Here is a 12,970-nt window from a genome sequence, read left to right as displayed (position 1 = left end):
GTAAAATATAAGGTTCGATTGACTTTCAAACAAACGAAATGATATGGTGTTTAAATTCAGAAAAATTGAAAGATGCGCCGATGACGATGCCCTTTCGCAGGCCTATCCCGCTTCTCGATAACGACGTTCTGCGCACCTTCGTGGCAATCGCGGAAACCGGCAATTTTTCGACTGCGGCCGAAGCGGTGTTCAGGACGCCGTCGGCCGTTTCCATGCAGATCAAGAAGCTCGAGGAACAGCTCGGCGCGACACTGTTCATGCGCGACGCGCGCTCGGTGACGCTGACGCAGCATGGCGAGCTGCTCTTGACCTACGCGCGCAACATCCTGGCGCTCTCCAATGAAGCCGTGTCGCGATTCATCATGCCGGAGCTCAGCGGCGTCGTCCGTCTCGGCGCACCTGAAGATATCGGCGAGCGGCTGCTGCCGAGCATTCTGAAGAGTTTTGCGGAGAGCTATCCCGGCATCATGGTCGATGTGACGATCGACATGAGCATCGGCTTGAAGAAGCGGATGGAAGAGCAGCGCCTCGATCTGGCGCTCGTCAATTTCGCGACCAGGCCTTTCCCGACCGGCGGTGAGATCGTCTATCGCGAAAAGCTCGTCTGGGCCGGCGCCAAGTGCGGCACGGCGCATCGCAAGGAGCCGCTGCCGATCTCGATATGGGAAGAGGGCTGCATCTGGCGCCAGGAAGCGTTGGCGCAGCTCGAGCGCAACAAGCGGCCCTATCGCGTCGCCTATCTCAGCGGTCACACGATGGCGCAGCGCGCTGCCGTGGTGTCCGATCTGGCGATCGCGCCGCTGCCGCGCTCCTATGTCAGCGAAGACATGGTGATCCTCGGCGCTCAGGAAGGTTTGCCGGAACTCGGCTCCTTCGAAATCCGGCTGCTGACGGCATCGCAGCTTTCCGGTCCGATGCAGGCGGTTGCCGACAGCATCCGTCATGCCTTTGCAGAAAAAGCCAAGGCTGCTGCCGCCTAAGCCATTATTGGCGTGAACCTTTTTGGCCTTGGCGCGTTAATCGCCCGGAGCGGCGCCCGCCGCTTCGGAGAGGTCATATTTGCAAAGGATTTCCAAAATGACGACGACAGCCAAAATCGGTGCTGCCTTCCTGCTTCTGCTCGCCCTGTCTTCCTGCGGCAACACGATCCGCGGCATGGGCCGCGATACGGCCAACGCCGTCAACGCCACGCAGGATGCCGGCCGCTCGGTTGACCGCGCGGCGCGCCATTAACGATCAGATCTTGGCTGCCGGATAAGCCTTTTCGAGGCCGCCGGAGCGGGAGAGACCATTGCGGAAGGCCTGATAGGCCGGATGCTGGCTCGACTTGGCGGCCTCCATCAGCCGGATCTGAAGACGGGCAGGTGCAGCCGTGCCGATCCATGTGCCCGTCGTCTCAAGCTTCAGCGAATTCAGGAAGCGGCTCTCTGCGGAGAGATCGAGATAGCGGTGCAGGCCGTCGACCAGATTGTCGTCCTGCGCGACGTTTTCCATCAGCAGTTCGATATAGGACTTGTCGGCGTCACTGGCGCCGGCAAACTTCTGGGCAACGGTTTCGCGATCGGGGAAGGAAGCGGCTGGGGTCATCGGGTACCTCAAGAAAATCGTTTTGGCGCGCAACAGAGGCGCGGTCGTTATCGGTTCTTCCTTTTGCCCGCTCTGGCCTTCGCGAAGCTTGCAGCGATTTAGAGCGCGCGCTTGACCCGTGCGGCGATCTCTTCGGGAACCCAGGTGGTCCAGAGTTCCGGATAGTTCTCCAGGAAGTAGACGGCGGCGTTCCGGCTGCTTTCGCTGTTCTCGTCCTGCCAGGCGAGGACGTCGTTGATCGTGCCGTTATCCCAGCTGCGCTTGCGCAGGTAGTCCATTGCCGGGCCGGCGCGATCGGCAAAGGCCTTCGTGGTGACGGTGACGCCCTGCGAGGTCGGGTATGCATTGCGTCGCGGGCGGGCGCAGCCGGAGACCGCCGTGCAGGTGTTCCACTCCATCTCGCTATAGGGAACGCCCATGCCGAGGCGGATCATGTCGTATTTTCCGATGAGAGCGGTCGGTGCCCAGTAGTAGCCGAGCCAGCCGCGCTTGCGCTCGAAGGCATCGGCGATCGAGGCGTCCAGGTCTTTCGGCGTATCGGCGCTGATCAGGTTGAAGCCCTTGGCTTCGGCATAGTAGGCCTTGAACAGGTTCTGCGTGGTGATCTTGCAGCTCCAACCCGTCGGGCAGTTGAAGACCGCGCCTTTTGCGGGGTCGTTCTCATCGGGGAACAGATCGGGCCTTGCCAGCGCATCCTCGATCGTCCTGATCGAGGGATTGGCATCGGCAACGAATTTCGGGATCCACCAGCCCTCGACCGCGCCATCGGCGAGGATTTCGGCGCCCTCGACCAGCCGCCCGGCGGCGATCGCCTTGGAGAGCTCGATCTCGACGCCCTTGACCCAAAGCTCGGGCGCGACGTCGGGCGTGCCCTTGCCATCCATGGATGCGAAAGTCGGCATGGTAGCGCCGGGGACGATCTCGACGCTGCAGCCGTAGCCGGCCTCCAGGATGATCTTGTCGAAATTGGCAGCGATCGCAGCCGACCCCCACTTCATCTCGGCGATCGTCACCGCGCCGCAACCTGCCGCTACGGCAGCTGAAGCGCAGGCCCAGGCCATGGCTGACAGGAACAGCATTCTCAATGCGGCCTTCATCTGCGCTTCCTTTGTTCCACTTGTGATTTTTTATTTTGCCGATGGTAATGCCGAAAAGGTTGAGATCAACTTTCTCAGGTTGAATTTTTCTGGGCTAAATCTTTGATTTGTATCGGCTAATATTACGGGTTCGGGCGGCTTTCCGTTAGGTGAGTGCAGGAGTGCGTTTCGCGTCGCGGCCAATAAAAGTTCAAAAAAGGTCGAAATTCATCTTTGCTTAAGAGCTCAATAACTCTCCGGTAAGAATGTCGCGCTATCAGTGTAACCACGGCGGGGGACAAACCGCCGGTTCTCCGGATCAGGTTCTGCGTCCCGGAGAGCACGAGTTTCGCCGTGTATGGGCGATACGCCAGAGTTTTACGGCAAACCGCGCGGCTCCCGGCTGGCGCGGTTTTCGCGTTTTGGGACCTGCCGTTGACCGCGCGCGGCAACGCGTTGTAGGCGTCATCCATGACCAGAGCCATCATGCTTCAGGGAACAGGATCGGATGTCGGCAAGACGGTGCTCGTCGCCGGGCTCTGCCGGCTGGCGGCCAATCGCGGGCTGGCCGTTCGCCCCTTCAAGCCGCAGAACATGTCGAACAATGCTGCCGTCGCCGATGACGGCGGCGAGATCGGCCGGGCGCAGTGGCTGCAGTCGCTCGCCGCACGCACGCCGTCCTCCGTTCACATGAACCCGATCCTGCTGAAGCCGCAATCGGAGAATGGCAGCCAGATCGTCGTGCAGGGCAAGGTCTGGGGGCAGGCGAAAGGGCGCGACTACCAGCGTTTGAAACCGCAACTGCTCGAGTATGTTCTCTCCAGCTTCGCGACGGTTTCCGGGGGCGCCGATCTCGTCATCGTCGAGGGCGCGGGATCTCCGGCAGAGATCAATCTGCGGCCGGGCGATATCGCCAATATGGGCTTTGCCACGCGGGCGGGCGTGCCGGTCGTGCTGGTCGGCGATATCGACCGCGGCGGCGTCATCGCCTCGCTGGTCGGAACGCATGCGATCCTCGATGAGCGGGATCGCGGCATGATCTCCGGCTATATCATCAACAAGTTCCGCGGCGACGTCTCGCTCTTCGATGACGGCATTGCTGCGATAGGGCGCTATACGGGCTGGCCGTGCTTCGGCGTGGTACCTTGGCTGAAGGCGGCTGGTGGCCTTCCGGCCGAAGATTCCGTCGTTCTCGAAAAGCTGGCGCGCGGGAAGTCGGCGGCGCTGAAGGTCGCCGTACCCGTGCTGCCGCGGATTGCCAATTTCGATGATCTCGATCCGCTCCGCGCGGAAGAGGATGTCGAGCTTGTCTTCGTCAAGGCCGGCGACCGTCTTCCTGATGATGCCGCTCTCGTCGTTCTGCCGGGCTCGAAGTCGACGATCAGCGATCTCGCGGATTTCCGCGCAGCCGGCTGGGACCGCGATCTCGCGGCCCATATGCGGCGTGGCGGGCGGGTGATCGGCATTTGCGGCGGCTACCAGATGCTTGGGCGGAAGGTTCACGATCCGCTCGGCATCGAAGGCAGTGCAGCCGAAACGGAAGGCCTTGACCTTCTCGACGTCGAGACGGTAATGGCGCCGGAAAAGGTCGTGCGCAACAGCCGTGCTGTCTCCGCCGAATATGGCACGCCGCTTTCCGGCTATCAGATCCATCTGGGCGTGACGGAAGGCGCGGATTGCGACCGCCCGTCCGCCCAAATCGACGGCTTGCCTGACGGTGCGATCTCCACCGATGGCCGGGTGATGGGCACCTATCTGCACGGGCTGTTTTCGAGCGACTCCTACCGCGCGCGACTGCTCGAAAGCTTCGGTCTCGCAGGCGAACGGAAGAGCTATGCCGAAAGCGTCGACAGGGCGCTGGATGACGTGGCGGACGAGCTGGAGCGCCATCTCGACCGCGACTGGCTGCAGCGGCTGCTGGGCTAGATTTCGCCAGAAACCTCGCGGCGGCGGCGGTCCAGTTCTTCCGTATAACGGCGCAGCGTATGGCTTTCGCTGAGCTGGCCGACGACCTTTCGCTCGATCAGATTGTTGAGCACGGCAAGCGCTTCGCTCTCGGTCTTGTCGAAGATCGCCGCGGCCTGCTTGGCGTTCATCTGCGGCTGCAGGAAGTCGTTCTTGTAGCGGATGAAGCTCTCCAGGCCCTTGCCCTCGTCATCCGTATCGATCGGATTGGAATGGATTTCGGGGACGAGCACGAGGCCGGCATATTTGCCGGTATCATCAACGAGGATGACGCGCTGCGTCGAACCGGCCGGGAAGGTCTTCTTGAACTCCTCGACGGAGGTTGCGACATTGGCGGTCTTGACGTCGGCGCGCATCAGCTTGCCGACCGTCAGGTTGCGGATCCAGCCGACATCATGGGCGCTGCGGATGCTTTCACCACGCAGATGGAAGCGCCATGTGGCGAAGGAGTAGCCGAAGGTGGTGCGCACGACGAGCGAGGAGGTGATGACGGCGGCGAGCACCAGGGCGGTGATCGGGAAGTCGCCGGTGATCTCGAGCGCCAGAAAGGTCATCGTCAACGGTCCGCCGATGATGGCGACAGCGAGCGAACTCATGCCGACGACGGCATAGACCTCCGGTGTCAGTGACGCGTGTGCGAAGAACGGCGCCGAATAGGCGAAGAGCTTGCCGAGCAGGGCGCCCATGAACAGCGAGGCAAAGAACAGGCCGCCTCTGAAGCCGGAGCCGATCGATACGGCGGAGGCGAAGGATTTCAACAGCAGAATGCCGATCAGCGCCGGGATCGCAACCTGGTGCGACAGGTTGAGATGCAGGGCGCCATGGCCTGCCGAGAGCACTTGCGGCGAAATCATCGCCAGCAGGCCGACGACGATGCCGCCGAGCGCCGGGCGGGCATAGGTCGGCACCGAGCTCTTTCGCGCCAGTTCCTCGATGAAGGAGACGCCCTGCATGATCAGGATGCCGGCCCCCGCGCAGCAGCCGCCGAGCAGGATCGCCGGAACATAGTCGGCCGGAACGACGCTGCCAAATTGGCCGACATCGATGGTAAAGTCGCTGCCGGCAAGCAGGCGGGCGATCAGTGTCGAGAGCAGGGCGGAAACGACGACGGGGGTCAGCGAGACGATCGTATAGGTGCCGATGATCAGCTCGAAAGCGTAGAAGGCGCCCGTCAGCGGCGCGTTGAAGGCGGCGGCGATGGCGCCGGCCGCGCCGCAGCCGACCAGCACGCGCAGATCGGCGCGGCGCAGCTGCAGCTTCAGGCCGAGCTTGGAGGCAAGACCGGCCGCAAGCTGCGTATAGCCGGCCTCGAGGCCGACCGAGGCGCCGAAGCCGTTGGAGATCAGGTTCTGGATCGCGACGATCACGCTATCGGTCAGCGACAGGCGGCCGCCATGCAGCGCATTGGCCTCGATCGGGTCGACCATCGGCTTCTTGCGCGTTCTGCTGAGGATGAACAGCAGCAGGCCGAGAAGCAGGCCGCCGCAGATCGGCGCCAAGAGCAGGAGCAGCTTGTTGTCGATTTCCGACGAGCTCAGGCGGTCGACATCGCTGATGCCAAAGATCAGGCTGTGCATTTCGCGCGAGATCAGGCTCATGCCGGTCACCGCGCAACCGGCGATGATGCCGACAGCGCCGCCCGCGAAAACCATGCCCATTTCATTCTGGCGCGCCAGCGCGCGCAGCCGCGCCATATCGAATTTGAGATGGCGCCGCGCCAGGCGGCCGATGTCGGTTTTCGTGAGCATGGTGAGAGAACTAGGCGATGGAATGCAGGATCAAGGAAGCACGCTTTTTGCGCCGCATGATTTCGCGAGCAATTGCAGCAAAAGAGAGGCGGCCGCAAGCGAAATTTCGACTTAAGTCAATGAATTTAATAGACTATCTGTTTGGTAGACTCAGTCGGGTTAAGCGCGGGCTGTTTGGATCGTCCTGGCATCGATTGACTTCGTATGGCCGCACGCCTAACGATGCTTTCAATTACGGATGGTTCCGGGGCGGCGGTTGCTGCCCGGGATGAAAAGGGAATGTGACGGGGCGGACCCAAACCGGGCGCCTTCATCACAGCCGACCCCGCGACTGTAGAGCGGTCAGGGTCTTCCATCCGGTGCACCGGCACCACTGCCTGATCGCTGCATTCCGCAGCAGGGCAATGGCTGACGGACACCGGAAAAGCCACTGGAAATGCATCGTGATCAGCCGGGGCAGGACGCCTCTAACTCTACGAATCGTCCGCCTTTTCACGAGAATGCAGCCGGGAAGGCGAGGAAGATCCGCTGGCACGATCAGGGATGGCCTTTCGGCCGTCCCTGTCGGGGCCGACAACCGCGAGCCAGGAGACCTGCCATCTGTGCCGGGCGAAGAGCCCTTGGGCATTCCCGCCCGCTGCCAGCACGGAGGTTGTCATGGCTGAAACGAGAATTTTTATGCCGCGACGTGCGGTGCCTCAGAGGGTTTCCCTCAATCCTGTGGCCCTAGGGCCGCGCCCACGGGGTGTCACAGGAATCCAGCCACGGCGCGTCTGCGCGGTAAATAAAACAAGCCACGGAAAAGAGTCTTCTGTGCCCAAGGACTTGGGTACGCTGGATTCCTGTGACAAGCACAGGAATGAGGGAGGCGTATGGGATAGCCGCGCAGAGACGGCGGCCTTCGCATGAGCAATGTGACTTTCATCCTCGGCGGCGCCCGGTCCGGCAAATCCCGCTTCGCTGAAAATCTCATCACCGATACTGGTCTCGAACGTCACTATGTGGCGACGGGGCGGGCATGGGACGAGGAGATGCGGGCGCGGATCGACCAGCATCGGGCCGATCGCGGGCCGTTGTGGCAGACGCATGAGGAGCCGCTGCAGCTTGCCGAACGCCTTGCGGCAGTCGACGGCGAGGGGCGGGCGATCCTGGTCGATTGCCTGACGCTGTGGGTCACCAATCTGATGATGGACGAGCGCGATATCGCCGCCGAGAGTGCCGCGCTCGCGGCCTGGCTGCCGAAGGCGAAGGCGCGGCTTGTTCTTGTTTCCAATGAAGTCGGCCTCGGGATCGTTCCCGAAAACCGGATGGCGCGGGATTTTCGCGACCATGCCGGGCGGCTGCACCAGATGATCGCGGCCTCGTCCGCGGACGTGTATTTTATCGCGGCAGGTCTGCCGCTGAGGATGAAGGGTTGAACGAATGAACCAGCAGAAGATCCCCGCAACCGTGATCACCGGCTTCCTCGGGGCCGGCAAGACGACGATGATCCGCAACCTGCTTTCCAATACCGGGGGCAAGAAGATCGCGCTAATCATCAACGAATTCGGCGATCTCGGCGTCGATGGCGATGTGCTGAAGGGCTGCGGCGCTGAAAACTGCACCGAGGACGACATCATCGAGCTTACCAACGGCTGCATCTGCTGCACCGTCGCCGACGATTTCATTCCGACGATGACCAAGCTCCTGGAGCGCGACCAGCGCCCCGACCATATCGTCATCGAGACCTCGGGTCTGGCGCTGCCGCAGCCGCTGGTCGCCGCCTTCAACTGGCCGGATATCCGCAGCGAAGTCACCGTCGATGGCGTCATCACCGTTGTCGATAGCGCCGCCGTCGCTGCCGGGCGTTTTGCCGATGACCACGATGCCGTCGAGGCGCGCCGCGTCGAAGACGAATCCCTCGATCACGAAAGCCCGATCGAGGAACTGTTCGAGGATCAGCTGACCTGCGCCGATCTGATCGTTCTCAACAAGACCGATCTGCTCGATGCCGCTGGTATTATCCGCGTCCGCGACGAAGTGGCGTCGCGTATTTCACGCAAACCTGCGCTGATCGAGGCAAAGAACGGCGATGTCCCGGCAAGCGTTCTGCTCGGCCTCGGCATCGGCACGGAAGAGGATGTCGCCAACCGCAAGTCCCATCACGAGCTGGAGCACGAAGACGGCACGCCGCATGACCACGACGAGTTCGACAGCTTCGTCGTCGAGCTCGGCACGCTTGCCGATGCCGCCGGTTTCATCGAGAAGCTGAAGGGCGTGATCGCACAGCATGACGTGCTGCGCCTGAAGGGCTTTGCCGATGTCGCCGGCAAGCCGATGCGCCTGCAGATCCAGGCTGTCGGCAGCCGCATCGACCAGTATTTCGACCGTGCCTGGGCACCGGGCGAAACCCGCGGCACGCGCCTCGTCGTCATCGGCCTGCACGATATGGACGAAGCTGCCGTGCGCAAGGCGATCGAGGCGCTGGTCTGATCCATGCATCTACTCCTCGCCCAGAAAGGAACGATCAGCGACGGTGACGAGGCGATCGATCTCGGCCAGTCACCCGGCGACATCCTGTTCCTTTCTGCGGCGGACACGGAGCTTGCGGCAATCGCCGCCGCTCACGGGCAGGGTGGCGGCAATCCGCTGACGCTGCGCGTCGCCAGCCTGATGAGCCTGAAACACCCGATGTCCGTCGATGCCTATGTCGAGCGGACGGCGCGGCATGCGAAACTGATCGTCGTCAGGGCGCTCGGGGGAGCGAGCTATTTTCACTATGCTCTGGAGGCACTGCATGCCTGCGCGGCCCGCAATGGCGCGCGGATTGCGGTGCTGCCCGGGGATTCCAAGCCGGATGCCGGGCTGACGCCATTTTCCAATGTCGATCTCGATGATCTCAATGCGCTCTGGTCCTATCTGATCGAGGGTGGCGACGAGAATTCGCGACGGTTTCTGGATTATGCGGCGGCGATGGTTGCCGGCGGCGAGAAGCCGGGTGCGGCTGCTCCGTTGATGAAGGCGGGGATCTGGTGGCCGGGGCGGGGTGTTGTCGGGGTTGAGGAGTGGCGGGCATTGTCGGCGGAGACGCTGGGGGTCGCGATACCCCCCTCTGCCTTGCCAGGCATCTCCCCCACAAGGGGGGAGATTGGCTGGGCGGACCCGCTCGTCTCAACCTCGCTTGTCTGGGAGGAAGCGTCCCGCGAGTCGATCTCCCCCCTTGTGGGGGAGATGTCCGGCAGGACAGAGGGGGGCAACCCACTCTCGACCGATGCCCCCATCGCCGCCATCAGCTTCTATCGAGCGCTCGTCCAGAGCGGCGAAACCAAGCCGATCGAAGCGATGATCGAGGCGCTGGCAGCGGAAGGCCTGCGGCCGCTGCCGGTCTTCGCCTATAGCCTCAAAGACCCTGTTTCCACCGGCATCCTCGAAAGCGTCTTTGCAGCCGCCGCACCCGATATCGTCGTAAACACGACAGGCTTTGCCGTCTCCGCCCCCGGCGCCGACCGCCAACCCACCATCCTCGAAGCCAGCGGCGCCGTCGTGCTGCAGGCGATCTTTTCGGCCTCCTCGAAGGAGGCATGGAGTGGCTCCTCGCAGGGACTTTCCGCGCGCGATCTCGGCATGAATGTCGCGTTGCCCGAAGTCGATGGCCGGGTGCTGTCGCGTGCCGTCTCGTTCAAGGCGGCGGCGCGATACGATGCCAATGTCGAGGCCAATATCGTCGGCAGCGAGCCGGATGCAGGGCGGATGCGCTATACGGCCAGACTTGCTGTCCATTGGGCGAGGCTGCGGCGGAAGACCGTGGCGGAGCGGCGGGTGGCGCTTGTGATGGCCAACTATCCGAACCGCGACGGGCGGCTCGGCAATGGGGTCGGGCTCGACACGCCAGCCGGGACCGTCGAGGTCCTGAAGGCGTTGCGCCAGGCGGGTTATGGCGTCGGTGCCTACCCGGCCGATGGCGATGCGCTGATGCGGCATCTGATGGACGGGCCGACCAATTCCGGGCGCGATGGGCGCGTGATCCGCGAGCGGCTTTCATCGAGTCGATACAATGCTTTCTTCGAGAGTCTTCCGAAAAAGATTCAAGATGAGGTGACGGCGCGATGGGGCGGTCCGGAGGCCGATCCCTATTTCGTCGATGGCGGTTTTGCCCTGCCATTTTCGCGGCTTGGCAATGTGCTCATCGGTATCCAGCCGGCGCGCGGCTATAATATCGATCCGAAGGAAAGCTACCATTCTCCGGATCTAGTGCCGCCGCATGGCTATCTCGCCTTCTACGCTTTCCTGCGCCAGGAATTCGGCGCCGATGCCGTCATCCATATGGGCAAGCACGGCAATCTCGAATGGCTGCCGGGCAAGGCGCTGGCGCTGTCGGAGGAATGCTATCCCGAAGCGATCCTCGGGCCGCTGCCGCATCTCTATCCGTTCATCGTCAACGACCCCGGCGAGGGCACGCAGGCCAAGCGCCGCACCGCCGCCGTCATCATCGACCATCTGACGCCGCCGCTGACGCGGGCCGAGAGCTATGGTCCGCTGAAGGATCTGGAGGCGCTGGTCGATGAATATTACGAGGCCTCCGGCGGCGATCCGCGCCGTATCCGGCTGCTGTCGAAGCAGATCCTCGACCTCGTCGCCGATATCGGTCTCGACAGCGATGCCGGGATTGCCAAGGGTGAGGCGGAGGACGAGGCGCTGAAGAAGCTCGACGCCTATCTCTGTGATCTCAAGGAAATGCAGATCCGTGATGGGCTGCATGTTTTCGGCGTGTCGCCTGAGGGGCGGTTGCTGACCGACCTGACGGTGGCGCTGGCGCGGGTGCCGCGCGGGCTGGGTGAGGGTGGCGATCAGAGTTTGCAGCGGGCGATTGCGGGGGATTTGGGGTTGGGTGTTGTGGAGGCGGCGGTACCCCCCTCTGTCCTGCCGGACATCTCCCCCACAAGGGGGGAGATCGACTCGTGGCATGCATCTCCCCAAGCAATGAAGGTTGAGGCGAGCGGGTCCGCCCAGCCAATCTCCCCCCTTGTGGGGGAGATGCCTGGCAAGGCAGAGGGGGGTATCACGCCCGCAACGCCATTCGATCCCCTCGACTGCAACATGGCCGCCCCCTGGACCGGCCCCAGACCCGCGATCCTCGCCGACATCCTCGACACCCCTTGGCGCAGCAATGGCGACACCGTCGAGCGCATCGAGCTGCTCGCCGCTAAACTCGTCTCCGGCGAAACACAATGCCCACCGTCCTGGCCGCAAACCCGGCAGGTGCTCACCACCATCGAATCCCACCTTAAACCTTCGATTCTCGCCTGCGGCCACGCCGAAATCTCGGCGCTTCTCACCGGTCTCGACGGCCGCTTCGTCCCTCCCGGCCCCTCCGGCGCCCCGACACGCGGGCGTCCCGACGTTCTCCCGACGGGGCGGAATTTCTATTCGGTGGATAGCCGTGCCGTCCCAACGCCGGCCGCCTATGAGCTCGGCAAGAAATCCGCCGAGCTTCTGGTGCGCCGCTATGTACAGGATCATGGCGAGTGGCCGGTGTCCTTCGGGCTGACGGCCTGGGGCACGTCGAATATGCGCACCGGCGGGGACGATATCGCCCAGGCGCTGGCGCTGATCGGCGTCAAGCCGGTCTGGGATATGACCTCACGCCGGGTCACCGGCTACGAGATTATCCAGCCCGCCATGCTGCGCCGTCCGCGGGTGGATGTGACGCTGCGCATATCGGGTTTCTTCCGCGATGCGTTTCCGGAGCAGATTGCGCTGTTCGACAAGGCTGTCCGGGCGGTCGGCGCTCTCGATGAGGACGCTGATGACAATCCGATCGCGGCGCGCATGCGCGGCGAAGCCATGCGGCTTGCGGCGTCCGGCCTGGACCAAGTGTCGGCGATGAAGCGGGCCGGCTATCGCGTCTTCGGTTCGAAACCTGGCGCTTACGGAGCCGGGCTGCAGGCGCTGATCGACGAGAAGGGCTGGGAGCGGCGCGCTGATCTGGCCGAGGCCTATCTGGTCTGGGGCAGCTATGCCTATGGCGCGGCCGAGGAAGGCCGGGCCGAGCGCGGCATCTTCGAGGAGCGGCTGCGGTCGATCCAGGCCGTGGTGCAGAACCAGGACAACCGCGAGCACGACCTGCTCGACAGCGACGATTACTACCAGTTCGAAGGCGGGATGGCCGCGGCGGCCGAGCATGTCGGCGGCGTCAGGCCGTCGATCTATCACAACGATCATTCGCGGCCGGAAAAGCCGGTCATCCGCTCGCTCGAGGAGGAGATCGGCCGCGTCGTGCGCGGGCGTGTCGTCAATCCGAAATGGATCGATGGCGTCATGCGCCACGGCTACAAGGGCGCCTTCGAGATCGCGGCGACTGTCGATTATCTCTTTGCCTTTGCGGCCACGACCGGTGCCGTCGGCAATCATCATTTCGAGGCGGTCTATCAGGCCTTCGTCGCCGATCCCAAGGTGCGCGATTTCATGGCCGAGAAGAACCCGGCCGCGCTTGAAGAGATGAAGGAACGGCTGATGGAGGCGATCGACAGGCGCCTCTGGACGCCGCGCAGCAATTCGGCGCGCTTTGATCTGGCGCCCCATATCCATACTGAAACAGCATAAGACTGGACATGA

Annotated in this window: 9 protein-coding genes and 1 riboswitch; of the genes, 6 read left to right on the top strand and 3 right to left on the bottom strand. The window is 63.1% G+C overall.

Going from position 1 to position 12,970, the window contains the following annotated elements:
• Positions 1–38 precede the first annotated feature (38 nt).
• A complete protein-coding gene (locus tag ACQZ5H_RS07540) occupies positions 39–980 on the top strand; it encodes a LysR family transcriptional regulator (protein WP_199629106.1) in 942 nt (313 codons plus the stop codon).
• A gap of 97 nt (positions 981–1,077) precedes the next feature.
• On the top strand, positions 1,078–1,233 hold the full coding sequence (locus ACQZ5H_RS07535; RefSeq protein ID WP_112715239.1) for an entericidin domain-containing protein: 156 nt from the start codon (positions 1,078–1,080) through the stop codon (positions 1,231–1,233).
• Between the two features lie 3 nt (positions 1,234–1,236).
• Here the strand turns inward: ACQZ5H_RS07535 and ACQZ5H_RS07530 are convergent, their stop codons facing one another.
• Positions 1,237–1,587 carry a hypothetical protein gene (locus ACQZ5H_RS07530; protein WP_112715237.1) on the bottom strand — a complete coding sequence of 117 codons (351 nt, stop codon included), beginning with the start codon at positions 1,585–1,587 and terminating at the stop codon, positions 1,237–1,239.
• Between the two features lie 98 nt (positions 1,588–1,685).
• Positions 1,686–2,684: a glycine betaine ABC transporter substrate-binding protein gene (locus ACQZ5H_RS07525; protein ID WP_449097214.1), complete on the bottom strand. Its 999-nt coding sequence runs from the start codon at positions 2,682–2,684 to the stop codon at positions 1,686–1,688.
• A gap of 450 nt (positions 2,685–3,134) precedes the next feature.
• On the opposite strand from ACQZ5H_RS07525, the gene ACQZ5H_RS07520 reads away from it, so the two are divergent.
• Complete coding sequence (locus tag ACQZ5H_RS07520) at positions 3,135–4,589, top strand: cobyric acid synthase (protein WP_449097213.1); 1,455 nt, start codon at positions 3,135–3,137, stop codon at positions 4,587–4,589.
• Here ACQZ5H_RS07520 and ACQZ5H_RS07515 read toward each other — a convergent pair.
• Positions 4,586–6,376, bottom strand: coding sequence for a chloride channel protein (locus tag ACQZ5H_RS07515; RefSeq protein WP_199629103.1), 1,791 nt, complete (start codon positions 6,374–6,376; stop codon positions 4,586–4,588). The two genes, ACQZ5H_RS07520 and ACQZ5H_RS07515, sit on opposite strands and share 4 nt — an antisense overlap.
• 222 nt (positions 6,377–6,598) lie before the next feature.
• A riboswitch (cobalamin riboswitch) is annotated at positions 6,599–6,991 on the top strand.
• A 290-nt stretch (positions 6,992–7,281) separates the two neighbouring features.
• On the opposite strand from ACQZ5H_RS07515, the gene cobU reads away from it, so the two are divergent.
• The 3 genes from cobU to cobN are packed head-to-tail and all read left to right on the top strand — an operon-like array spanning position 7,282 to position 12,958.
• Complete coding sequence (gene cobU / locus ACQZ5H_RS07510) at positions 7,282–7,794, top strand: bifunctional adenosylcobinamide kinase/adenosylcobinamide-phosphate guanylyltransferase (protein WP_449097212.1); 513 nt, start codon at positions 7,282–7,284, stop codon at positions 7,792–7,794.
• Positions 7,795–7,798: 4 nt separating this feature from the next.
• Positions 7,799–8,848, top strand: coding sequence for a cobalamin biosynthesis protein CobW (gene cobW, locus ACQZ5H_RS07505; RefSeq protein ID WP_449097211.1), 1,050 nt, complete (start codon positions 7,799–7,801; stop codon positions 8,846–8,848).
• Between the two features lie 3 nt (positions 8,849–8,851).
• The gene (gene cobN, locus ACQZ5H_RS07500) at positions 8,852–12,958 is read left to right on the top strand and encodes a cobaltochelatase subunit CobN (RefSeq protein WP_449097210.1); all 4,107 of its coding nucleotides are present in this window, start codon (positions 8,852–8,854) and stop codon (positions 12,956–12,958) included.
• The last annotated feature ends 12 nt before the right edge of the window (positions 12,959–12,970 follow it).

The organism is Rhizobium sp. 21-4511-3d (genome assembly GCF_053522545.1).
This window is presented reverse-complemented; position numbering and strand designations above follow the sequence as displayed.